This window comes from Roseovarius bejariae, from assembly GCF_009669325.1.
Lineage (GTDB): Bacteria > Pseudomonadota > Alphaproteobacteria > Rhodobacterales > Rhodobacteraceae > Roseovarius > Roseovarius bejariae.
Genome location: NZ_SZWE01000001.1, coordinates 54,539 through 76,202, shown reverse-complemented (window position 1 = coordinate 76,202; position 21,664 = coordinate 54,539). Strand labels below are relative to the sequence as shown.

General features: G+C 60.3%; 22 protein-coding genes. 6 read left to right on the top strand and 16 right to left on the bottom strand.

Going from position 1 to position 21,664, the window contains the following annotated elements:
* The first annotated feature begins 44 nt into the window (after positions 1-44).
* The gene (locus tag FDP25_RS00370) at positions 45-620 is read left to right on the top strand and encodes a hypothetical protein (protein WP_154148211.1); all 576 of its coding nucleotides are present in this window, start codon (positions 45-47) and stop codon (positions 618-620) included.
* A 73-nt stretch (positions 621-693) separates the two neighbouring features.
* On the opposite strand, the gene FDP25_RS00365 is transcribed toward FDP25_RS00370, so the two are convergent.
* A complete protein-coding gene (locus FDP25_RS00365) occupies positions 694-807 on the bottom strand; it encodes an entericidin EcnA/B family protein (protein WP_154148210.1) in 114 nt (37 codons plus the stop codon).
* A 32-nt stretch (positions 808-839) separates the two neighbouring features.
* On the bottom strand, positions 840-2,666 hold the full coding sequence (locus FDP25_RS00360; protein WP_172982715.1) for an extracellular solute-binding protein: 1,827 nt from the start codon (positions 2,664-2,666) through the stop codon (positions 840-842).
* A 296-nt stretch (positions 2,667-2,962) separates the two neighbouring features.
* Here FDP25_RS00360 and FDP25_RS00355 point away from each other — a divergent pair, with 296 nt between their 5' ends.
* Both FDP25_RS00355 and FDP25_RS00350 read left to right on the top strand, forming a co-directional pair.
* Complete coding sequence (locus FDP25_RS00355; RefSeq protein WP_154148209.1) at positions 2,963-3,736, top strand: 3-hydroxybutyrate dehydrogenase; 774 nt, start codon at positions 2,963-2,965, stop codon at positions 3,734-3,736.
* A 96-nt stretch (positions 3,737-3,832) separates the two neighbouring features.
* Positions 3,833-4,855, top strand: a complete 1,023-nt coding sequence (locus tag FDP25_RS00350) for a patatin-like phospholipase family protein (protein WP_343031920.1) — start codon at positions 3,833-3,835, stop codon at positions 4,853-4,855.
* Here FDP25_RS00350 and FDP25_RS00345 read toward each other — a convergent pair.
* The 4 genes from FDP25_RS00345 to FDP25_RS00330 all read right to left on the bottom strand — a co-directional run bounded on the left by FDP25_RS00345 (position 4,852) and on the right by FDP25_RS00330 (position 8,949).
* Positions 4,852-5,508, bottom strand: coding sequence for a cytochrome b/b6 domain-containing protein (locus FDP25_RS00345; RefSeq protein WP_154148207.1), 657 nt, complete (start codon positions 5,506-5,508; stop codon positions 4,852-4,854). The two genes, FDP25_RS00350 and FDP25_RS00345, sit on opposite strands and share 4 nt — an antisense overlap.
* The gene (locus tag FDP25_RS00340; protein WP_218939964.1) at positions 5,501-7,102 is read right to left on the bottom strand and encodes a tetrathionate reductase family octaheme c-type cytochrome; all 1,602 of its coding nucleotides are present in this window, start codon (positions 7,100-7,102) and stop codon (positions 5,501-5,503) included. Before FDP25_RS00340 ends, FDP25_RS00345 begins: the two co-directional genes overlap by 8 nt.
* A gap of 117 nt (positions 7,103-7,219) precedes the next feature.
* Positions 7,220-7,915, bottom strand: a complete 696-nt coding sequence (locus FDP25_RS00335) for a DUF502 domain-containing protein (RefSeq protein WP_154148205.1) — start codon at positions 7,913-7,915, stop codon at positions 7,220-7,222.
* 125 nt (positions 7,916-8,040) lie between these two features.
* Complete coding sequence (locus FDP25_RS00330) at positions 8,041-8,949, bottom strand: pseudouridine-5'-phosphate glycosidase (RefSeq protein ID WP_154148204.1); 909 nt, start codon at positions 8,947-8,949, stop codon at positions 8,041-8,043.
* A 332-nt stretch (positions 8,950-9,281) separates the two neighbouring features.
* Between FDP25_RS00330 and rpsB the strand changes: the two genes are divergently transcribed.
* Together rpsB and tsf are read left to right on the top strand one after the other, a co-directional pair.
* A complete protein-coding gene (gene rpsB / locus FDP25_RS00325; RefSeq protein WP_154148203.1) occupies positions 9,282-10,061 on the top strand; it encodes a 30S ribosomal protein S2 in 780 nt (259 codons plus the stop codon).
* A gap of 74 nt (positions 10,062-10,135) precedes the next feature.
* Positions 10,136-11,011 (top strand): translation elongation factor Ts, encoded by an 876-nt coding sequence (gene tsf / locus FDP25_RS00320; protein WP_154148202.1) that lies wholly within the window; start codon positions 10,136-10,138, stop codon positions 11,009-11,011.
* Here tsf and FDP25_RS00315 read toward each other — a convergent pair.
* The 5 genes from FDP25_RS00315 to FDP25_RS00295 form a co-directional block, all read right to left on the bottom strand.
* Complete coding sequence (locus FDP25_RS00315) at positions 11,008-11,223, bottom strand: hypothetical protein (RefSeq protein WP_154148201.1); 216 nt, start codon at positions 11,221-11,223, stop codon at positions 11,008-11,010. The genes tsf and FDP25_RS00315 overlap by 4 nt on opposite strands.
* A gap of 101 nt (positions 11,224-11,324) precedes the next feature.
* On the bottom strand, positions 11,325-12,068 hold the full coding sequence (locus tag FDP25_RS00310; RefSeq protein ID WP_154148200.1) for a LuxR family transcriptional regulator: 744 nt from the start codon (positions 12,066-12,068) through the stop codon (positions 11,325-11,327).
* 3 nt (positions 12,069-12,071) lie between these two features.
* Positions 12,072-12,506 (bottom strand): type II 3-dehydroquinate dehydratase, encoded by a 435-nt coding sequence (gene aroQ, locus FDP25_RS00305; protein WP_154148199.1) that lies wholly within the window; start codon positions 12,504-12,506, stop codon positions 12,072-12,074.
* Positions 12,507-12,690: 184 nt separating this feature from the next.
* Positions 12,691-13,950, bottom strand: a complete 1,260-nt coding sequence (locus FDP25_RS00300; protein ID WP_154148198.1) for an NAD(P)/FAD-dependent oxidoreductase — start codon at positions 13,948-13,950, stop codon at positions 12,691-12,693.
* Between the two features lie 107 nt (positions 13,951-14,057).
* The gene (locus tag FDP25_RS00295) at positions 14,058-15,281 is read right to left on the bottom strand and encodes an acyl-CoA dehydrogenase (RefSeq protein ID WP_154148197.1); all 1,224 of its coding nucleotides are present in this window, start codon (positions 15,279-15,281) and stop codon (positions 14,058-14,060) included.
* 105 nt (positions 15,282-15,386) lie between these two features.
* Between FDP25_RS00295 and FDP25_RS00290 the strand changes: the two genes are divergently transcribed.
* Positions 15,387-16,295 (top strand): LysR family transcriptional regulator, encoded by a 909-nt coding sequence (locus FDP25_RS00290; RefSeq protein ID WP_154148196.1) that lies wholly within the window; start codon positions 15,387-15,389, stop codon positions 16,293-16,295.
* Between the two features lie 296 nt (positions 16,296-16,591).
* On the opposite strand, the gene phoB is transcribed toward FDP25_RS00290, so the two are convergent.
* Genes phoB through pstC form a run of 5 tightly spaced genes read right to left on the bottom strand, consistent with a single transcriptional unit; the run spans position 16,592 to position 21,650 of the window.
* Positions 16,592-17,281 (bottom strand): phosphate regulon transcriptional regulator PhoB, encoded by a 690-nt coding sequence (gene phoB, locus FDP25_RS00285; RefSeq protein ID WP_154148195.1) that lies wholly within the window; start codon positions 17,279-17,281, stop codon positions 16,592-16,594.
* Between the two features lie 18 nt (positions 17,282-17,299).
* Positions 17,300-18,025 (bottom strand): phosphate signaling complex protein PhoU, encoded by a 726-nt coding sequence (gene phoU, locus FDP25_RS00280; protein ID WP_154148194.1) that lies wholly within the window; start codon positions 18,023-18,025, stop codon positions 17,300-17,302.
* Positions 18,026-18,036: 11 nt separating this feature from the next.
* A complete protein-coding gene (pstB, locus tag FDP25_RS00275; RefSeq protein WP_154148193.1) occupies positions 18,037-18,834 on the bottom strand; it encodes a phosphate ABC transporter ATP-binding protein PstB in 798 nt (265 codons plus the stop codon).
* Positions 18,835-18,852: 18 nt separating this feature from the next.
* The gene (pstA, locus tag FDP25_RS00270; RefSeq protein WP_154148192.1) at positions 18,853-20,181 is read right to left on the bottom strand and encodes a phosphate ABC transporter permease PstA; all 1,329 of its coding nucleotides are present in this window, start codon (positions 20,179-20,181) and stop codon (positions 18,853-18,855) included.
* The gene (gene pstC, locus FDP25_RS00265) at positions 20,178-21,650 is read right to left on the bottom strand and encodes a phosphate ABC transporter permease subunit PstC (RefSeq protein ID WP_154148191.1); all 1,473 of its coding nucleotides are present in this window, start codon (positions 21,648-21,650) and stop codon (positions 20,178-20,180) included. Before pstC ends, pstA begins: the two co-directional genes overlap by 4 nt.
* Between the last annotated feature and the right edge of the window lie 14 nt (positions 21,651-21,664).

Here is a 21,664-nt window from a genome sequence, read left to right as displayed (position 1 = left end):
GAGCGGTTTGGACATCACACTAGCGACGATTTCGGAGAAACGGAATGCAGGCCTTCGATTGGAGCACTGGCACCGAGACAGAGCATCTTGATCTGGCGCGTGACGCGCCGCCCGAAGACTTGCCGCATTTGGCGAGATCCTATGATTGGTCCATGTATCCCGAAACGGTGCTGGGCTGGGTGATGGCCCAGAAAGGAATTGATCTGGGCGCGGCCTTGGAAGTGTTTTTCAACGGGGAGCCGGAACGGTTCAATTACATGCGCAAGCATGATGTCCCCGAAGAGTACCACGGGGCGGCGCGGGTTCTGGACAACATCTGTTTGCGGGTCAACAGCGGGTTTTACCTTGCTTACCCGCATCAGGATGTGGCGGCGCGCAAGCGCGTGGCCCGTTGGCTGGAGTATCAGCAGTGTGATCGCGAGGAAGGACGGCGGGGCCGGTGGATTCTGGACGAGACGATCCTGAGCACGCTGCTTGAAGATACATTGCGGTTCGATCGTTCCGAGGAAGATGAACGCTACTTTGACGAACCAAGCCTGATGCGCGATTTGTTCAGCCCGATCATGGAATTGGAACTGTCGCGCCGCATCATGCGGATGCTGCCGATCAAGCCGCGTTGAGCACAATAAAACCGGCGGCGATCATGCTGTACATGCGCCGTTCACTCGGGTCTGGGGAAAGGTCAGGCCCGGCTCAGAACCAGCTTTGGACCCCGCGCGCCGCACCCGAAATGTCACGGCCGACGCCATCAACGGTTGCACAACCGGCGAGGGTCGCGATCAGGGCGAAAGCGATCAGTTTCTTCATGGCTTTATGCCTCTTGTTCTCAAGACTGCTTCTTAGTCTGCCTCGTGCCACCAGACCGTGGGGAGAAAGCCGATGCCGTCCCCGTAGATCGGTAAGCGATCCTGTGGATACCGTAATTCGCGCAAATGGGCAATGCGGCCAACGGCGTAAGAGTGAATCGGGATCACATAGCGACCAGAAATCAACACCCGGTCCAGTGCGCGGACGGCGGCGGTGAATTCTTCAAAGGTGGTGGCGGTGAGCATGGTGCGCACCATGGCCTCGGCGGCGGGGCTTTTCATGCCCATGAGGTTGCGGCTGCCCGGTTGGTCGGCGGCCTTGGAGCCCCAATAGTAAAGCTGTTCGTTGCCGGGGCTGAGGCTGAGCGACCAGCGGGCAAAGGTCAGGTCGAAGTCATAGACCCTTTGGCGTTCGTTGTACTGCGCCTTGTCCGTGGATTGCACGGTCAGCGTAATCCCGAGGCGTTCCAGCGCGCGGGCGTAGATATCCATGATGGCCGTGGCCTGCTGGATGAGGGCGTCCTGTTGCAGGAGCACGGTAAGTTCCATCGCCTCGCCCGCCGCGTTGCGCAGAAGACCGTCCTGCACGGTCCAGCCGGCCTCGTTCAGGAGGTCCATCGCGCGGCGCAGGTTGCGGCGGTTGCGTTTGGAGCCATCACCCTTGGGCAGTTCATAGCCCTCAAGCGTGCCGGGAAGGAGACTGTCGGAGAAAGGTGCCAGCAAATCACGCACCGGGCCTTTGGCCGGGCCGGGCTGCATCGCCAGATCGGAACCCGAGAAATACGATGTGATGCGCGGTTGCCGCCCGCCGGTGAGCGTGTCGTTGATATACTCGAAATTGAAGGCGTGGATCAGCGCCGAGCGCACCCGCCAGTCATCCAGCGGCGCGTTGCGGGTGTTCATGACAAATCCGGTCATGCCCGAGGGTTTGCGGTGCGGAATCTCGGACAGGACGATTTCACCCGATTGCACCGCCGGAAAATCATACTGGTTTTGCCAGCGTTCGGCGTTGAATTCGCGAATGTAGGAGACGGCCTTGGCCTTGAAGGCTTCTTTCAACACGGTGTTGTCGCCGTAGAATTCGATGCGGATCTCATCGAAGTTATGGACACCTTGGCGCAGGGGCAGGTCACGCCCCCAGTAATCGGGGTTGCGCTTGAGAACGACATGGCGGCCCACCTCGAAGTCCTCGACGACATAAGGGGCCGAGCCAAGGGGAATGTCGTTGATCGTGCCCTCGCTGAAGTCCTTGCCCTGCCATTGCGACTTCTGAAGGATCGGGCGCAGGCCAGCGATGAGGGCCAGCTCGCGGTCGTCCTCGTTGAAGGTCAGGCGCAGGCTGCGCGCGCCGGTTTGTTCGATCGTCTCGACCTTGTCCCAGAACGCGCGGTAGCGCGGGTGGCCTTGGGTGCCCAGAACCTCGTAAGACCAGATCGCATCCTCGACGGTGACGGGGGCGCCGTCGGAGAATCGGGCCTCCTCGCGCAGGGTGAATTCCACCCACTCGCGATTCGGTCCGGTCTCGATCGATTCGGCGAGAAGGCCGTAGAGGGTGAATGGTTCGTCCCAGGAGCGGCCCATCAGGGATTCGTGAGTCAGGTAGCGAAGCTGCCACGGCGCGCTGCCTTTGAGGATGAAGGGATTGAGCGAATCGAAGCTGCCGACGTTACCGGTGACAACCTTGCCGCCCTTGGGGGCCTCCGGGTTGGCATAGGGGAGGGACACAAAATCAGGTGGAAGGGCGGGTTGACCATACATAGCTATGCCATGCGCCTTCTCTGCGTGGCCGGGCAGGGTGCCTGACAAAAGTAAAAACAGGGTGGCCGCGAGGCCGGTGGCGCGGAAAAATTCTGGTCTCATTTTGGCAACAATCCCTGCGGGCCCTTATATGCTTGAACCCGGACCGTAGTGAGGGATTCCCGCCTTTTCAAACTTTTAGCTTGGATCATGGCGCCAGATTGCTTATAAAGGGGGCACTGCTCGATAGGTTTCTTGCCTGTATGAAACCTGCCTCAATAACTTAACGCCGGCCTTGTGCCGGCGTTTTTTTTGGTCGCATGACCAGAGGGCAGGGACCATCACAAAGCTGTCTTTCCCCGGTGCAATTGGCAGTCGCGGCATTTATGCTGCAACAGCAAAGCAACGGGAGACACGACATGAGCGTCAAAGGAAAGACCGCGATCATCACCGGATCGAATTCCGGTATCGGGCTGGGAATCGCCGAGGAACTGGCCAAGGCCGGGGCGAAGGTGATTCTGAATTCCTTCACGGACAATGAGGAGGACCACGCCCTGGCCGAGCGAATCGGCAAGGCGCATGGCGTCGAGGCGCGGTACATCAAGGCGGATATGTCGAAGCCCGATGAGTGCCGGGCATTGGTCGAACAGGCGGGGGCCTGTGACATCCTGGTGAACAACGCGGGTATTCAGCATGTGGCGGGGATCGAGGAATTCCCGAACGAGAAATGGGACGCGATCATCGCCATCAACCTGAGTTCGGCGTTTCACACCACTGCCGCCGCCCTGCCGATAATGCGCAAATCGGGCTGGGGCCGGGTGATCAATGTGGCGAGTGCCCACGGATTGCGGGCCAGCCCCTTCAAATCGGCCTATGTGGCGGCCAAGCACGGGGTCGTGGGCCTGACCAAGGTGACCGCACTGGAAACCGCGCAGGAGCCGATCACGGCCAATGCGATTTGCCCCGGCTATGTTCTGACCCCGTTGGTCGAGGCGCAGATCCCCGACACCATGAAGGAATACGACATGAGCCGCGAGGATGTGATCAAGGACGTCATGCTGACGCGGCAACCGTCGAAAGAGTTCGCCACGGTCGAGCAACTGGGGGGCACGGCGCTTTACCTGTGTTCGGATGCGGCGGCGCAGGTGACGGGCACGACGATCAGTGTCGATGGTGGCTGGACCGCGATGTAATCGGGTCTCGGATCGCTGGTGCGATCCGACCGGGGCGAGGGGCGCTGCCCCTCGCGCACCCCGGGGTATTTTGACCAAGAAAAAGGCGGACCAGGGGTGAGGAAACCAAAGCGGATCAATCTGGCGCTACAGGGAGGCGGGGCGCATGGCGCCTTTACCTGGGGCGTTTTGGATCGTCTTCTGGAAGATGAGAAGATCGAGATCGCCGGAATCTCGGGCACCTCTGCCGGGGCCCTGAATGGAGCGGCGGTGAAGTCCGGGTTACTGGAGGGGGGACGCGCGGGCGCGCGGGCCAACCTTGAGTGGCTCTGGGAGCAGATGGGGGCGGTGCAGGATATGCGCATGCCGGCCTGGATGGCAGGCGCAATGCCGCAACCCGGCGCGGTGAGCGGGGCAATGGAGCTGTTGCCGCCCTACATATGGGCCGATGCCATGAGCCGGGTGGTGAGCCCCTATGTTTACGGGCCGCTATATTCCAATCCGTTGAAACGGATCGTGGAGCAGTTTCATTATGACACGGTTTGCGCCGCGGAGGGGCCCGCGTTTTTCGTGGGGGCCACCAATGTGCACAGTGGAAAGATCAAGGTGTTTCGTGGCGCGGAGATTACCACCAAGGCACTTTTGGCCTCGGCCTGTTTGCCGACACTGTTCAAGGCTGTCGAGATCGAGGGCGCGCATTATTGGGATGGTGGCTATACCGGCAATCCGGCGCTGTTCCCCTTGTTCGAGGGGGATTTGCCCAGTGATATCCTGATCGTGCATATCAACCCCCTGGAACGCGACGAGGTCCCGAAAAGCCCGCAGGACATACAGAACCGGATCAACGAGATCAGTTTCAACTCATCCTTGTTGCGCGAGTTGCGGGCGATTCACTTCGTTCAGCGATTGCTGGCGGACGGGTCGCTGCGTGAGGGGACGATGAAGCGGCTTTACGTGCATATGATCGCCGATGATGCGCTCATGCGGGACTTGTCGGTGGCAACGAAACTGGTTCCGTCCCCCTTTACGCTGCATAGGTTGCGCGACGCGGGATATGCGGCGGCGGAGCGGTTCCTGAAGGCGCATCGGGATGATCTGGGGCAGGGCAGCACGGTGGATATGGCCGCCATGTATGGTTAGGGCTTGAGGCGGTCCGGTTCATCGGCTTCGAGATAAGCCTCTTCCTCGGGGGTCAGGTCGATCTTGTCAAAGCCGGTGATCATCGGTTTGACATGCTCGCGGAAGGAATGGCCCACGGTCAGAAGGTAGACATGGGCAATGACGAAGGCGGCGATGGTGTAGGCGGCCAGCAGGTGAATGTCGGAGACCAGCGCGCCCAGCATGGGGGCATTCGGCGTGTCCTCCCAGAGGTTCCAGCCAAGGGCCATCAGGCCGGTGATCCATACCGCCGGGAAAAGCAGGACCTTGAGCGCAAGATAGGTGACGGCCTGAAGCGGGTTGTGCTTGCGCCAGTAGGCCTTGCGGTAGGGGTGGGGATCACCCTTGAAGATGTCCCAGATATAGAATTTGGCGACGCGAAACAGGCCGTCGCGGGTGGGCACGTAGTGTTTCCATGTGCCGGTGGTCAGGTGCCAGAAGATGGCAAAGACCCAAAGCACGATCAGCGCGAGCGCCGCGATGATGTGCAGCATGGTCGCCGGCCCAAAGGGGATGAAGCTGTGCAACCCGTTGAGCGCCAGCCCGGTGAACAGCAGCACCATGATCAGGACCATTTGCGCCCAGTGCCAGAAGCGCTCGAACCGGGGGTAGACCTTGACGAAACGCTCAGCCATGGGGGCCTCCTTTGCGGGTGATGCGAATGAGGGCATGGATGAGGACACCCGCGAGGGCGGCGATGACCATGGCAAGGCCAAGGATGCCTGCGGTGTTGAAGGGCGTGGTGCCGGGCATGTTGACGCCGGTGATGCCGCTCATCCGGCCCTTGTCATCGTGGCAAGCCGCGCAATCGAGCGCGTCTTCGGCGGGGGCCACCATATGGGTGATGGGCCAATACATGTAGGTATCCACGAAGTCATATTCGCCGGAATACTCTTCGCCCGCGGCTTTCATGCCCGCGTCGATGGCCTTGGCCCAGTCGAAATTGGTCCAAAGGGCGGTATCGGTATCGGGGCCCCAGACATGGGTATAGACCAGCTCGTTCAGCACGCTGTCATAGGCCTGGCGGCCTTCCATGCGTTTGAAGGGCCAGATGCGGCTGTCGGGTGCATCCGGGGTGCCGTGGATCGGGTTGATCTCGACCGTTTGGGTCGGGTCGATCTTGCGATCGCCAGTGGTGTATTCGACCACGCCGTTGAACCATGCATAGACCGGCGGAACGTTTTCACCCCATTCGAAATCGCCCTTGGTGGACATATAGGTGTGACGGTGGTCGCCGTCGGCTTCGAGATACTCCGAGATGGCCATGGCGTTGCCGTCTTCATCCAGCTTGCCGGCGGTGGACCAGTCCCAGACGGTCTTGGTGGCCACGCCGCCGCGGGCGAATTCGGGGATATGGCAGGTTTGACAGGCCAGCGTATCGGTATGATCGTTGAGCTTGATCCCCTTGAGGTTCACCGGATGTGGTGTGTTGCCGTGGCAGCTTTCGCAGGTGGCGGCGTTGCGGGCTTCACCGGGCTTGCCCGTCCCGTGGGGGTCACTGGCTTGCATCAGGTAACGTGACCCCGCCCAGTCATGGCTATCGCTGACATGGCAGGTGGAGCAGGTGAAATTTTCACCGTCCGGTGACATGTGCACATCGGTGGCCAGCGAGGGTTCGTAGAGCGCCGAGGACAGGTCTCCGTGTTTCACGTTATCGCCGCCGCCGCCGTAGAAGTGGCAGTTGCCGCAATTGTCGCGGGTGGGCATGCCCGCGCTTCGGGCGGCCTTGCCGAGGTCAACGGCCCATGATTTGGCGCCGGTGATGGTTTTCGACTTGGGCGGGACCGGATCGAGCGGAGGATGGCCCGCGCCGGTGGCTGTCTTGGTGTACTGGCCCGAGGTATCGTGGCAGACAAGACAATCCGGTGTCGCCTGCGCCTGAGCCGAGGATTGAGACATATCTTCCCAGCCATAACCCGCGTGGCAGGAGGTGCAGCGTGGTTCATTCCCCGCGACAGAACCGCAGAAGGCGTTGATCACGTTTCTTTTGCCCAACGTCTGCCCCGTCTCAGGGTGCTCGAACTCCCATTTGAAGTGGATTGAGTGCATCACCTGATCATCGGCTTCGGTGTGGCAGGACAAGCAGGCCTCGGTGACTTCGGGCCCCGAGGTGAATTCTTTTTGCAGGATTTCGAACTTGGAATGATCCGCTGTGCTGTCTGATCCTGGGACAGCTGGCGCGGCCGTCTGGGCAAGCCCGGGAGACGACAAGCACATCAAGCCAGACATCAGAAAGACTTGGAGTTTAGGGACTATTCGAGTGCATTTTTGAATCAACATTCCTGAATTTGAATGTGATTCCGCGCGAGACGCATTGATCTATCTCAAACTCAGAATTTGTTGGTGTCAGCCCTTGGGCTTCAGGCGCGGGTCTTCGGGGTCGACCTGACCGGGGTATACAAGGCCCGCGGAGATCACCAGTTTGGCGGCGTCTTCGACGCTCATCTCCAGTTCAATCACGTCTTCCTTTGGGAAGAACAACAGAAAACCGCTGGTCGGGTTCGGCGTGGTGGGCACGAAGACGCTGAGAAGGTCCGAGCCGGATTCGGCGCGTGCGTTTACCTCGCCCTTGGCGGATGTGGAGATGAAGCCGATGGCCCAGATATCCTTGCGCGGGTACTGGATCAGGCAGGCCTTTTCAAAGCTGCGTTCGCTTTGCGCAAAGACGGTTTCGGCGATCTGTTTTACGCCCGAATAAATCGAACGCACCACCGGCATCCGATCCACAAGCGATTCCGCGAAAAGAATCAGGGATTTACCGATCAACCCCTTCGCAATCCAGCCAACGACGATCGTGAACACCAAGAAGATGATCACGCCTACGCCGCGAAGGTTGATGCCGATATAATGCTCGGGTCGGAAACTGGAGGGGATCAGGGGCAAGACAACACTGTCTACCCATCCCATCAGCGTCCAAACCAGCCAAAGCGTCAGGGCCACCGGGGCGATGACCACGATTCCGGTCAGAAAGCTGGCGCGAAGGCCGGCGAACATGCCGGGTTTGCGATTGAGGTGTGGTTCTTCGTCGAACGGGGTATTCATGGGCGAAACAAGCCTGTCAGGTCTGGCCGTATCTAAGCAGAAAGGCAGGCGTCCACAATGGGCCGTGGAGGCAGGTCGTGCAATAAACCGGGCTTTTGCGTGGAATTTGTGCGCTTTGACGAGACTTAACGGTATAATTCAACCGCGATTTGTGCCGCCAACCGGGCGTTGTTTCGGATCAGGGCGATGTTGGCCGCCAGAGATTGGCCTTTGGTCAGTTCGTAAATTCGGCGCAAGAGGAATGGCGTAACCTGTTTGCCAGTGATGTCTTGTTCTTCGGCTTCGGAGTGGGCCTGTGCGATCAAGGGGGCCAATATCTCAAGCGGGATTTCATCGGTTTGAGGGAGCGGGTTCGCGATAAGCTGCCCGCCGGGCAGGCCAAGCCTTGCGCGCATTTTGTGACTGGCCGCGATTGTGGCCGGCTCATCAAGGCGCAAGGGCGCAGTCAAACCGCTGTCGCGCGACCAGAAGGCGGGCAGGGCGTCTTGCCCATAGGCGATGACCGGAACGCCCAGAGTTTCCAGTGTTTCCAAGGTCTTGGGCAGGTCGAGAATGGCCTTGGCCCCGGCACAGACCACAGTGACCGGGGTTTGGGCCAGTTCTTGCAGATCGGCGGAGATGTCAAAGGTATGCTCGGCCCCGCGATGCACGCCGCCGATGCCGCCGGTGGCAAAGACGGCAATCCCGGCCAGATTTGCGGCAATCATGGTGGCGGAAACAGTGGTGGAGCCGGTGCCGCCTAGGGCCATGCAAACCGCTAGATCGGCGCGTGAAAGTTTCGCGACGCCTGTGGTTTGGGCAAGCGCTTCAAGGGCTTGCGACTCAAGCCCCACGCATAAATCTCCGTTAATGACCGCCACGGTGGCGGGCACGGCACCGGATTGGCGCACCTCCTGTTCCACAAGCCGTGCCGTTTCGAGGTTCTGCGGGTAAGGCATGCCGTGGGTAATGATGGTGGATTCCAACGCGACCACGGGCCGGGATTGATCAAGGGCCTCTTGCACCTCGGGGCTGGTGGTGAAATCTGGCGTCAAATCCGTGTCCTTTCCATGTCTGGGCGAAATGCATCCGGCCCACTAATGAAGAGCGGGAAACACTGTGCCGTATCGTATCGGTTTTGCGTCGGTATCGCGTCGGTTTGAAGCGCGTCCGCAGATAGGGTTACCACAGCGCTCGGGCACCGCACCAGAACCCTGGCACAGCCAAGGGCAGGGGGGTTGCGCGGGGTCACGAATGGGTCTATACGCGCGCTACTCAATCCGCAGGCATGGGCGGGCTGATCGGGGGAGACATCCCCGGCGGTCCACCGGTTGAAGCATCCGCTTCTCATCCCGTGCCGAGGCGAAAACCGGAAAGGAAAAACGACATGGGTCTTCCCGAATTCTCCATGCGTCAGCTGTTGGAAGCTGGCGTTCACTTTGGTCACCAAACGCAGCGCTGGAACCCCCGTATGGGCGAGTTCATCTATGGTGCGCGTAATGGCATCCACATCGTCGATCTGACGCAGACCGTGCCGATGCTGGATGCGGCGCTGAATGCCGTGCGCGAATGCGTTGCCAAGGGTGGCCGTGTTCTGTTCGTCGGCACCAAGCGCCAGGCCAGCGGCCCGGTGGCCGAAGCCGCCGAGAAATGCGCACAATACTACATGAACCACCGCTGGCTGGGTGGCACGCTCACCAACTGGAAAACCGTTTCGCAATCGATCAAGCGTCTCAACGAGATCGACGAGGTGCTGGCCGCCGGCGGTGAAGGCCTGACCAAGAAAGAGCGCCTGGGCCTTGAGCGCGATCAGGAAAAACTGCAAGCCAGCCTTGGCGGCATCCGCGAAATGGGTGGCATTCCCGACATGCTGTTCGTGATCGACGTCAAGAAAGAAGCCCTCGCCGTGGCCGAAGCCAACAAGCTGGGCATCCCGGTTGTGGCCGTGGTCGATACCAACTGCTCGCCCGATGGTATTGATTACATCATCCCCGGCAACGACGACGCCGCGCGCGCCATCTCGCTTTATTGCGACCTGGTGAGCCGCTCTGCCCTGGACGGGACCGCCGCACAACTGGGCGCTGCCGGTGTCGACATCGGTGCGATGTCGGAAGCCCCCGCCGAGGAAGCAGCCGAAGAGGCTGCCGAAACCCCGGCCGAAAGCTGATCCGGTTTCACAAATTTGACATGGGGCGTGGGCATACCACGCCCCGCATTCCCTGACTTTCAAGGAGAGCCGACATGGCGATCACAGCTGCAATGGTGAAAGAACTGCGCGACACGACGGGCGCAGGCATGATGGACGCGAAAAAAGCGCTGACCGAGAACGATGGCGACATGCAGGCCGCCGTCGATTGGCTGCGCACCAAGGGCCTTGCGAAAGCGGCCAAGAAATCCGACCGCACCGCCGCCGAGGGCCTTGTGGCCGTCAAGGTGGACGGCGGGCAGGGCGTTGCCGTCGAGGTGAATGCCGAGACCGACTTTGTCGCGAAGAACGCCGAGTTCCAGACCATGGTTGGCGATATCGCCGGTGCGGCACTTAGCGTCGCGGACGTGGACGCGCTGAATGCAGCCGATCTGGGTGGCAAGACCGTGGCCGAGACCATCACCGACAAGATCGCCACCATCGGCGAAAACATGTCGCTGCGCCGGATGGCCAAGATCGAGGGTGACGTGGTTGTCAGCTATGTGCACAACGCGATGACCGACGGCATGGGTAAAATCGGTGTCCTCGTTGCCCTGAAAGGTGGCGACGAAGCCTTTGGCAAGCAGGTTGCCATGCACATCGCCGCAACCAACCCCGCCGCCTTGAACGAGGCGGCCCTGGATCCGGCGGTTGTCGAGAAAGAACGCCAGGTTCAGATCGACATCGCCAAGGAATCCGGCAAACCCGACAACGTGATCGAGAAGATGATCGAAGGCCGCATGAAGAAGTACATGTCGGAAGTGACGCTTCTGGGTCAGTCCTTCGTGATCAACCCCGACCTGACGGTCGAGGCCGCCGCCAAGGAAGCCGGTGCCGAGATCATCGGTTACGTGCGCCTGGAAGTGGGCGAAGGCATCGAGAAGAAAGAAGAGGATTTCGCCGCCGAAGTGGCCAAGGCCGCGCAGGGCTAAAGTCCTTCATCTCTATGAAAAACAAAGGTGCCGCCATTTTTGGCGGCACCTTTTTTTGACATGCCCGTCATTGGGGATGAAATGGGCACGACAATAACCTGACCGCCGGTCCGAAAAATAAGACCGACGATCAGCAGTCCGGTAAGGACAAAGGCCGCAGAGCCGAGAAATAAACCGGAAAATGCAACCCCAACGTTCCAGGCTAAAGCCACCACTCACGGAACGGTTTCATTGTGCGCGTTAACCTAAGGTTAGTTAAGTCAGGAATTCCATACCCGGAGGGAATGTTGACCTCGGTGTGGTCAGCGGGTGCTCAGGGTTCGATGACGAACATTTGATTCTGGAAGGCGGCTTTCAGAACGGCCTGTGCGGTTGTCTCGACGCTTAGGGCTTCACGCGCCAAGCGCAGATGTTTTTCAACCGTGGCCGGGGTCAGGTCCATCAAAAGCGCGATGTCCTGAACTGTTTTTCCATCTCCGACCCATTCCAGAACCTCTCGTTGCCGCCGGGTCAGACCGCGACCCGGTGCATTGTAGGGCAGGGACAGGATGCGCAGGTGCACGACAGTGTTGAGTGCGCAAATGGTATCACCTTGTTCTTGCCAAAGCGCATCGACATCTTCCTGCGACAAGTCTTTACGGGCTGTTAGGGCAATCGCCCCTTTGGCGCGCGGAGATACGGTTTTGAAACTGACCGAATAACCTGCGGTGACCTCGTGATCCCGGTTAAAAGCCAAAACGCGTTTTTCCTTGGCTGTAAGATTCAGAGTTCTGATATGCGACCAAGAGCAGGCACCGTCGTTTTCCAGCGCCCACTTGACCATTGGCGCATCGGCATAAAGCCGGCCTTCAATAAAACCTTCGGTATACTCCGGGGCGTGGTTTGTCAGCAGGACAAAATCCTCGGGATCGCCAAGTGTTGTCGCCGTACGGTACCGGGTGAACCCATAAAGCAAGCGATCGAAGCCAAACTCCGCCATTTGGCGGCAATGCATATCCCAAAGGGATTCGAGCCCGGGCGTGTTGAGGAGTGCGTTCAATCGGCCCGGGTCAATCATGCATCACACCAAATGATCGTGAAGCGCACGAATCGCCAGTGGGTAGCCTTGGGCGCCGAAGCCACAGATCACTCCAAGTGCCACTTTCGAAATATAGGACGTATGCCTGAAGTCCTCGCGGGCATGGATGTTCGAGAGATGCAGCTCGATCGCGGGCAGTTCAACCGAGGCGAGGGCATCCATGAGAGCGATAGATGTGTGAGTATAGGCCCCGGCATTCAGGATGATACCATCGTGCGTTCCACGCGCGGCATGGATCATGTCGATGAGCGCGCCTTCAGAATTACTCTGCTCGAAGACAATACGACAGCCGAGATCTTTGGCCGCCTGAGTACAGAGCGCCTTGATGTCATCCAGCGTGGTGTGGCCGTAAACCTCGGGCTGACGTGTACCCAGCAGATTGAGGTTGGGACCATTGAGGATCAGAATTGAGGTCATGCGTTTCACCATCCCTTTGTTACCCGTGATAAACCGTGGGGCGTATCCGCGTCCAGTTGCTTTAGGTAAACGAGCTAAGACCTTGCGCTTATTACTGAAGTCTTTTTTGCATGTTTGGGGTTTTGATGTGGATGAATATTAACATAATACTGATTATGCGTATTACTGGTTAGAGGATTTGGAATTATAGCCGCCCCTCGATCATGTGTCTCAATCGCGCCCCTGCTTCGAAAATTGTTGATTTGATCTCCGTAAGACTTTCGCGGTGCCTATCCACCGGGACCACCGGTAAGACGCTGTCATCACCGTCAAGCAGTGCACGTGCTGTGGTGGCACCAAACAGAGTACCGGGTGCGATACCACGCCCAGAATATCCAAACACCGCAAAGGCGTTCGGGCCGAAACGCAAGATGCGCGGCAAATGGTCAAAGGTCATTGAAATGCGTCCGGCCCAAGCATGGGTTATTTCGGCGTCTTTGAGCTGTGGGAACAACTTGGTTAACTTTCGCCGTGCCCAATTGGCCTGCACCGCCGCATCATCGCCCATTCCGCCAAGTATGATCCGGCCCGAAGTGTCGCGACGGACTGATGACATGATCAACCCGGTATCCCAGCATCCTTCGCCGCCACGCAGGATATCACCCGCGATATTGTCGCCCAATGGCGCCGTGGCCAGTTGGAAGAAATTAACCCGTGAGGCCTTTGGAGCGATCATGTTCTGAATGTTGGTGTGATAAGCATTTGTTGCCATCAGGAGTGACTTGGCCCGGATCGTGCCGCTTGGAGTGATGATCTTCCATTGCTCACCATGCCGCATCGCTGAAAGCGCGGGTGTGCCCTCGTAGATCCGGGCGCCCTGCTCCTGTGCGGCCCGGGCAAGGCCCTTTGCATAGGCCAAAGGCTGGATCGTTCCGGCACGCGCGTCATGGAGTGCGCCGTGGACGTGCTCTGTCCCTGTTCGCGCCTGCGCCTCACGTGCATCAAGCAGCGCGACGGGAGCGCCACGTTTCGCCATCTGACCATGCCGGGTTTCCAACTCCGACATGCCCTTGGCCGCATGTGCAAGGTGCAAAGTGCCGTTTCGCTTCGCTTCACAGGCGATATCATGCTGATAAATCAATTTAAAAACGGCCTCTGGCGCTTCGGCCAGAACCCGGTTCAGGTGTTCTCCGGCCTCGTCACCAAGAATCTTGCAGACCTCGTCGGGCGGCAGCCAGAGACCGGCATTCACGAGTCCGACGTTACGGCCCGAGCCCCCATGCCCGATGGTTTGGGCCTCGATCAGCGTGACGCGCGCACCCTGCCCCGCAGCTTCAAGAGCGGCTGAACAGCCTGTGAAACCGCCTCCGATGATGGCTATATCAGCGGTTTCATCGCCTTGGAGCGGCGAGGCGGTAAACGTCTCGGTGGTGGTTTCGCTCCAGAGGGTTTCGAGCCCTTTCATGGCTGCGCCTGCGCGAATGGTCGATCTGGAGTTGTCTGCATGGTCAAGCCTGTCGTGATGCTTGGGCGGCAAGGTACCGACCTTGTCGCCCAAGGCAAGAGGCAGGTTCAGAAAAACGCCTGAAGCCCGGTTTGCGCGCGGCCAAGTATGAGGGCGTGCACGTCATGTGTGCCCTCGTAGGTGTTGACGGTTTCAAGGTTCATCATATGCCTAATGACTTGGAATTCCTCGGAAATTCCGTTTCCGCCATGCATGTCGCGCGCCATTCGGGCGATGTCGAGCGCCTTGCCGCAGTTGTTGCGCTTAATCAGCGAAATCATCTCGGGGGCTGCACTGGCCTCGTCCATGAGTCGACCAACCCTTAACGTCGCCTGAAGGCCCAGGGCGATTTCTGTTTGCATATCGGCAAGCTTTTTCTGAAAGAGTTGGGTCTGGGCCAATGGGCGGCGGAATTGCTGCCGATCCAAACCGTATTGGCGGGCGGCGTGCCAACAGAATTCGGCGGCCCCCATGACACCCCATGCGATGCCATAGCGGGCGCGGTTCAGGCAGCCGAACGGCCCTTTGAGCCCTTCGACGTTGGGCAGCAGGGCCTCCTCTCCTACCTCGACGCCATCCATGACGATTTCACCCGTGATTGAGGCGCGAAGGCTTTGTTTTCCTTGGATTTTCGGCGCACTGAGGCCTTTCATCCCCTTCTCGAGAACGAAGCCGCGAATCTTGCCATCATGCGACTCGGACTTGGCCCAGATGACGAAAACATCGGCGATGGGGGAATTAGATATCCACATCTTGGAGCCGGTGATTCGATAGCCGCCGTCGATTTTTTCGGCACGGGTTTTCATGGCCGCGGGGTCCGATCCGGCGTCGGGTTCGGTGAGGCCGAAACAACCGATCAACTCGCCTTTTGCCAATCCTGGCAAGTACTTAGCGCGTTGGTCTTCACTGCCGTAGGCATAGATGGGGTACATCACCAAAGAAGACTGGACGCTCATCATGGAGCGGTAGCCGGAATCGACGCGCTCGATCTCGCGGGCGACGAGGCCGTAACTGACGTAACCGGCTGATAATCCACCATATTCCTCTGGTATCGTGGTCCCGAGAAGGCCCATTTCGCCCATCTCGCGGAAGATCTCGGGGTCGGTGGCCTCGTCGGCGTAGGCGCGGATCACACGGGGCTGAAGATTTTCCTGCGCGAAGGTACGGGCGCTTTGGGCGATCATCCGCTCTTCTTCAAGCAGTTGATTTTCAAGATAAAACGGATCGGCCCAGTCGAAAGAGCCTAGATCGGGCTTGTCCTTGGGGGCGAGTTTCGGGGCGTCGAGGCTCATTTAACGGGCTCCTTATGCGTAAATTGCGTGTTTCCTGTACGATACCTTAACTATCCGCTAAGAAATAACGCGAAATCTGCAAGCATTCATGAGGAAACCGCATATATGCCCCCTGCCCGCCGCTTCTTGCCCTCCACCACCGCGCTGCGCGCGCTGGAAGCCTTGGACCGCCTGGGCAGCGCCACGGCGGCGGCAGAAGAACTCAACCTGAGCCAAAGCGCCGTGAGCCGCCAATTACAGACGCTGGAAAGCCAGTTGGGCGTGGAGATGATCATCCGCGAAGGCCGCCGCATCTGGCTGACGCCCGAGGCGCGCGATTATGCAACCGAGGTACGCGGAGCCTTGCAGAAGATCAGCCAAGCCTCGATGAAACTGACGGTAAACCCGGCGGGGGGCAGCCTTGACCTGGCCATTCTGCCCACCTTCGGGATGCGCTGGCTGGTGCCGAGACTGGCGGATTTCGCACGCCGTCACCCGGAGGTGACGATCAACCTGTCCACCCGGCTGATGCCCTTTAACTTTGCCACGGAAGCCTTTGATGCAGCGATACATTTCGGGCAGGCCGACTGGCCGGGAACGCAGGCCATGCGGTTGAAATCCGAGGCGGTGGTGGCCGTTTGTGCGCCGGAGTTGCGGCGGGAGTATAGCCCAGCGGAGCCGAAGGATTTATTGCGCCTGCCGCTGTTGCACATCGAAACCCGGCCCGAGGCCTGGCCGGCATGGTTTGCCGCGCATGGTATCGACGGCGTGCAGGTGACCGGCACGATCTATGATCAGTTTTCAACCATCACGCAGGCGGCCTTGCACGGGCTGGGTGTGGCGCTGTTGCCGGATTACCTAGCCGAGCAGGATTTGGCCACGGGCCGACTGGTGCGGGCCTGGGGTGGGCCTACGCAAAGCCCCGGGGCCTATCACCTTGTCTGGCCGGTCGAGAAATCCCGCGATGCGGCGCTCGCCAAGTTCCGCGATTGGCTGGCGACACAGACTGAGGAGGAGGACTCCCTGCCCCGATGAAAGGTTTTGGGGGCTTCGCCCCCGCCGCCCTTCGGGCGCCTCCCCCAGGGTATTTGGCCCAAGAAAAAACCAACCCCGCTTTTTCTTGGTAAAAATACCCGATATCCCACGCATGAGATCAAGCGCGGCCTTTGGGTTTTGCAAAAAGATCATATAGGCGCAGGCGCCCGACATACGAATTTTGCAAGACCCTGCTGTAGGGCGTGTTTCGTACGAGTCGTACGCTTGTCCCCCGGGTTTCGTACGAAAATCGGGATGGAGCGAAACCGTTTCGTACGAGTCGTACGAAAATCCTCTTAGCCCAGGGCGTAGCCTGCGCCGCGCACCGTGCGCAGCGGATCGCCGCCGCCGTGTTTGCTGAGTGCCTTGCGCAACCGCCCGATGTGGACATCGACGGTGCGGGTGTCGACATAGATGTCGCGGCCCCAGACCCGGTCGAGCAGTTGCTCGCGGCTCCAGACGCGGCCGGGTTTTTCCATGAAGGTGGAGAGCAGGCGGAACTCGGTCGGGCCGAGCTTGAGGTCCTTGCCGTCACGGGTGACGCGGTGGGTTTCGGAATCGAGTACGATGTCTTCGTATTCCAGACGCTCGCCCACGGTACTGGGCCGGGTGCGGCGCAGTTGGGCGCGCACCCGGGCCATGAGTTCGACCACGGAATAGGGTTTCACCACGTAGTCGTCTGCCCCGGTTTCCAAGCCGCGCACGCGGTCCACCTCCTCGGAGCGGGCCGAGAGCATGATGATCGGCACGCCGCGGGTGTCCGAGCGTGTCTTGAGTTGGCGGCAGACCTCGATACCGGAGACATTGGGCAGCATCCAATCCAGCACGATGAGGTCCGGGGCGCCTTCCTCGACGAGCATCAGGGCCTCTTCGCCGTTTTCCGCGCGGGAGACGCGGAACCCTTCGGCTTCGAGGTTGTAGGCCAGCACTTCGCGTTGTGCCGGTTCATCCTCGACGAGAAGGACGGTGGGTTGATCGGAGGACATGCTTGGGCTTCCTGATTCTTACTCTTTCGGCTCGGAATATTCCGGGTTGACCGAGGTCTTGTCGCTTTTGGGGCGTGGATCCTCGGGCATTTCGCCGGTGACCAGGTAGATCACCTGTTCGGCGATGGAGGTGACGTGATCGCCCATGCGTTCGGTGTTCTTGGCGATGAAATGCAGGTGCATGCAGGGCGTGATGTTACGCGGGTCTTCCATCATGAAGGTGATGAATTCGCGGAACAGCGCATTGTACATCTGGTCGACATCGTGGTCACGGTGCATGACGTCCTGCGCGAGGTCGGCGTCGCGCTGAATGTAGGAATCGAGCACGTCGCGCAGCATACGTTCGACTTCGCGGGCCATGCGGCGCAGGGCGGCGGTGGAGCCGCTGATCTGTGGCATGCCCGACAGGACGGTGGTGCGTTTTGCCATGTTCTTGGCGTAGTCGCCGATGCGTTCGAGGTTGCCGGAGATCTTGATGACCGAGAGGATCAGGCGCAGGTCGATGGCGGTGGGCGCGCGCAGGGCGATGACGCGGGCGGCTTCCTCGTTGATCTGCTCTTCGAGCAGATCGATGGCGCGGTCCCGGTTGCGGACGTCTTCGGCGAGTTCCTCGTCGCGGGTTTCCAGCGATTTGGCAGCGTTGAGGATCGCCTCTTCGACCAGCCCGCCCATTTTCATGATCTGGGCCTGGATGGTTTCGAGGTCGCGATCGAAGGCGGAGGCGATATGTTGGTCGTTGCTCATCTCAAATGTCCTTAACCGATCCGGCCGGTGATGTAGCTTTCGGTGCGCTCATCCTCGGGGTTGGTGAAAATATGGCCCGTTTCGCCGAATTCGACGAGGTTGCCGAGGTGGAAGAAGGCGGTTTTCTGGCTGACCCGCGCGGCCTGTTGCATGGAGTGGGTGACGATCACGACCGAGTAGTTCTGGCGCAACTCGTCGATCAGTTCCTCGACCTGCGCGGTGGCGATCGGGTCGAGCGCCGAGCAGGGTTCGTCCATCAGCAGGACTTCGGGTTCGGTGGCCACGGCGCGGGCGATGCAGAGCCGCTGTTGCTGCCCGCCCGAGAGGCCGGTGCCGGGGGCGTCGAGGCGGTCTTTCACCTCGTCCCAGATGGCGCCGCGGCGCAGGGCCTTTTCGACGATCTCGTCCAGTTCGGCCTTGTTTTTCGCCATGCCGTGGATCTTGGGGCCGTAGGCGACGTTGTCGTAAATCGATTTGGGGAACGGGTTGGGTTTCTGGAACACCATGCCCACCTTGGCGCGCAGCTGCACCGGGTCGACGCGCTTGTCGTAGATGTCTTCGCCATCGAGGCGAATGTCGCCTTCGACGCGGCAGACGTCGATGGTGTCGTTCATCCGGTTGAGGCAGCGCAGGAAGGTGGATTTACCGCAGCCCGAGGGGCCGATGAAGGCGGTGACGGTCTTGTCTTCGATGTCCACGTTCACGTCCTTGATGGCGTGGGTGTCGCCGTAGTAGACCTGCACCTTGCGGGCGGCGAATTTGATGTCGTCTTTGGCCACGGTTCTCTCCAGGGTTGGTGCGTCGTACATGGGGTGTGGTCCCTTGGGTTACCAGCGGCGCTCGAAGCGGCGGCGCAGGATGATGGCGATGATATTCATGGTGAGCAGGAAGGCCAGCAGGATGATGATCCCGCCCCAGGCCTTCTCGTAGAAGCTGGCGTCGGCGCGGGCGGCCCAGGTGTAGATCTGGGCGGGCATGGCGGAGTTGGCCTCGGTGAAGCCGGACATGATGCCGTCGGGGTAGCCGCGGGCGACAAAGCCGACCATGCCGATCAGCAGCAGCGGTGCGGTTTCGCCAAGCGCCTGGGCCAGGCCGATGATGGTGCCGGTGAGGATGCCGGGCATGGCGAGCGGCAGGACGTGGTGGAACACCGCCTGCATTTTCGAGGCCCCTACCCCGAGCGCCGCATCGCGGATCGAGGGCGGCACGGATTTGAGCGAGGCGCGGGTCGAGATGATGATCGTCGGCAGGGTCATCAGCGTCAGCACGAGGCCACCGACCAGCGGCGCGGACTGCGGCAGGTGCATGAACTGGATGAAGACAGCGAGGCCGAGGATACCGAAGACGATCGAGGGCACGGCGGCGAGGTTCGAGATGTTCACCTCGATCAGGTCGGTGATCTTGTTTTGCGGGGCGAATTCCTCAAGGTAGATCGATGCGGCCACGCCGATGGGCAGGGACAGCGCCAGCACCACCAGCATCATGAAAAACGAGCCGATCACCGAGGCGCCAAGCCCTGCGCCGCCGGGGTTGTCCACGCCTGAGTCGGTGCCGGTGATGAAGGTCCAGTTGAAGGCACCGCGGATGATCCCGGCCCCTTGTAGCGCATCCACAAGATCAAGGTCGGATTTCATCAGGAAGCGGCTGTCTTCAATGCTGTCGCGGGTGATGTCACCATTCAGGTAGCGGTCAACCCGCGACGAGGCCGGAAGCTGGAACGAGACCTCTTTGCCGATCTGGTCGGGATTTTCCTTGTAGTAGGTCCGCAGATCGCCACCGATCTTGCCCAGAAGGCGTTCGATGGCGGCGTTGTCGACATTGACCGCCATGCCCCGTGTATCAAGCTGGGATTTCAGCGAGTCGATGAATGACGTTTGATAGGCCTTGGTCTTGAAAAGCTCCCCTTCGGCGGCCTGTACCTGTGCCGCGCTCATGGTGAAATCGACATCCACCACGGTGCGGGTGAAGGCGGGCGCGCCGGAGCGGATGATCGAGACCGCAAGCACCACGAGGAAGAACAGGCCCACGAGAATTGCCGCGATGCCATAGCCCTTGAACCGGGCCTCGGCGCGATTGCGGCGCTTGGTATTGGCGTCCTGTTGGTGGAGCGAGCCCTTGCGCGGGGCGGCCGAAGGATTGAGCGATGCGTCGGTCATTCGTACTGCTCCCGGTATTTGCGCACGATGTAGAGGGCGAAGATATTGAGGCCCAGCGTGATCACGAAAAGGGTCATGCCAAGGGCGAAGGCGACGAGTGCCTCGGGCGAGGCGAAATCGGCGTCGCCGGTCAGCTGGCTGACGATCTTGGCGGTGACGGTGGTCATCGCCTCGAAGGGGTTGAGGCTGAGCTTGGCCGCGGCCCCTGCCCCCAGTACCACGATCATGGTCTCACCGATGGCGCGGCTGGCGGCCAGAAGGATGGCCCCCACGATGCCGGGCAGCGCGGCGGGCAGTACCACCTGGCGGATGGTTTCCGATTTGGTCGCACCGAGGCCATAGGAGCCATCGCGCATGGCCTGCGGTACGGCGTTGATGATGTCGTCGCTGAGGGAGCTGACAAACGGGATGAGCATGATTCCCATGACAAGGCCCGCGGTCATGACGGCGGTGCCCGCCTGCATCCAGTCCAGGCCATCGCGGCCAAAGAGCGACAGGAGAAGCGGGCCAACCGTCAGCAGGGCAAAGAGACCGTAGACGATGGTCGGGATACCGGCCAGCACTTCGAGCATCGGCTTGGCGAAGGCGCGGACCCGGGGGCTTGCGTATTCCGAGAGGTACACGGCAGAGAACAGGCCGATGGGCACGGCTACGGCGAGCGCCACGATGGAGATATAGAAGGTGCCCCAGAGAAGCGGCAGAACACCGAGTTCCGAACTGCCGCCCCGGCCCGAGAAACTGGGGGCCCAGCTTGTGCCGGTAAAGAAATCCCATGCCGGGTAGAGGCGGAAGAACTCGATGGTGTTGAAGACAAGGCTGAGGACGATGCCCACGGTGGTCAGGATCGCGATGGAGGCCGCACCGACGAGAATGGCACGAATGCCCTGCTCCACCACGTTGCGGGCGCGGAAATCGAAATGCGTTTCCTTGAGGCCCCAGAGGCAGCCGGCAAGCGACAGTGCGATCACCACGATGGTCATCCACAGGTTGCCGGTGGCGTTCATCACCCGGTACTTCTGGGCCGCGTTGAGGATCGGTTGCGTCACTTCGGAGGTGACGATCTGGCCGGCATCCTTGAGGCGTTGGGTGACATCGGTGATGTCGGCGCGCAGGTCGCGGGCGAAATCCTCGGTCATGAGGCCTTCGGCGACGGCGTTGTCGAGGCCTTCGGCGGTGCGCCGTACCTCGGCCATGACCAACCCGCGCGAGGCATTCTCGGGGATCGCCTGATCGGGGATCATCGAGGCCACCGTGGAGCCGACGTAAAGCGGTTGCGCCAGAAGCCAGACGATAACGACAAGCAGGGCCGGAACGGCGGCTTTCAGCGCGACGTTCCAACCATAGTAAGAGGGCAAGGAATGCAGTTTGCGGTTATCGCCACCCGCAGTAGCCAAGCTGCGTTGCCGCCCGAGCATGAAGCCCGCCGTGGCAATCGCCAGCACGATCATGATGAGCCAGAACAGTGGCATGTGCCCCCCGCGTG

Excerpts from the sequence above, each read along its gene's own strand:
- FDP25_RS00300 (WP_154148198.1), bottom strand. The coding sequence starts at position 13,950 with ATGAAAGGGCTCGAAACCCTCTGGAGCGAAACCACCACCGAGACGTTT.
- FDP25_RS00335 (WP_154148205.1), bottom strand. The coding sequence starts at position 7,915 with ATGAATACCCCGTTCGACGAAGAACCACACCTCAATCGCAAACCCGGC.
- FDP25_RS00340 (WP_218939964.1), bottom strand. The coding sequence starts at position 7,102 with ATGTCTGGCTTGATGTGCTTGTCGTCTCCCGGGCTTGCCCAGACGGCC.
- FDP25_RS00365 (WP_154148210.1), bottom strand. The coding sequence starts at position 807 with ATGAAGAAACTGATCGCTTTCGCCCTGATCGCGACCCTCGCCGGTTGT.
- FDP25_RS00310 (WP_154148200.1), bottom strand. The coding sequence starts at position 12,068 with ATGATTGACCCGGGCCGATTGAACGCACTCCTCAACACGCCCGGGCTC.
- FDP25_RS00345 (WP_154148207.1), bottom strand. The coding sequence starts at position 5,508 with ATGGCTGAGCGTTTCGTCAAGGTCTACCCCCGGTTCGAGCGCTTCTGG.
- tsf (WP_154148202.1), top strand. The coding sequence starts at position 10,136 with ATGGCGATCACAGCTGCAATGGTGAAAGAACTGCGCGACACGACGGGC.
- pstB (WP_154148193.1), bottom strand. The coding sequence starts at position 18,834 with ATGTACGACGCACCAACCCTGGAGAGAACCGTGGCCAAAGACGACATC.
- phoB (WP_154148195.1), bottom strand. The coding sequence starts at position 17,281 with ATGTCCTCCGATCAACCCACCGTCCTTCTCGTCGAGGATGAACCGGCA.
- phoU (WP_154148194.1), bottom strand. The coding sequence starts at position 18,025 with ATGAGCAACGACCAACATATCGCCTCCGCCTTCGATCGCGACCTCGAA.
- rpsB (WP_154148203.1), top strand. The coding sequence starts at position 9,282 with ATGGGTCTTCCCGAATTCTCCATGCGTCAGCTGTTGGAAGCTGGCGTT.
- FDP25_RS00290 (WP_154148196.1), top strand. The coding sequence starts at position 15,387 with ATGCCCCCTGCCCGCCGCTTCTTGCCCTCCACCACCGCGCTGCGCGCG.
- FDP25_RS00295 (WP_154148197.1), bottom strand. The coding sequence starts at position 15,281 with ATGAGCCTCGACGCCCCGAAACTCGCCCCCAAGGACAAGCCCGATCTA.
- FDP25_RS00355 (WP_154148209.1), top strand. The coding sequence starts at position 2,963 with ATGAGCGTCAAAGGAAAGACCGCGATCATCACCGGATCGAATTCCGGT.
- FDP25_RS00370 (WP_154148211.1), top strand. The coding sequence starts at position 45 with ATGCAGGCCTTCGATTGGAGCACTGGCACCGAGACAGAGCATCTTGAT.
- pstC (WP_154148191.1), bottom strand. The coding sequence starts at position 21,650 with ATGCCACTGTTCTGGCTCATCATGATCGTGCTGGCGATTGCCACGGCG.
- FDP25_RS00360 (WP_172982715.1), bottom strand. The coding sequence starts at position 2,666 with ATGAGACCAGAATTTTTCCGCGCCACCGGCCTCGCGGCCACCCTGTTT.
- aroQ (WP_154148199.1), bottom strand. The coding sequence starts at position 12,506 with ATGACCTCAATTCTGATCCTCAATGGTCCCAACCTCAATCTGCTGGGT.
- pstA (WP_154148192.1), bottom strand. The coding sequence starts at position 20,181 with ATGACCGACGCATCGCTCAATCCTTCGGCCGCCCCGCGCAAGGGCTCG.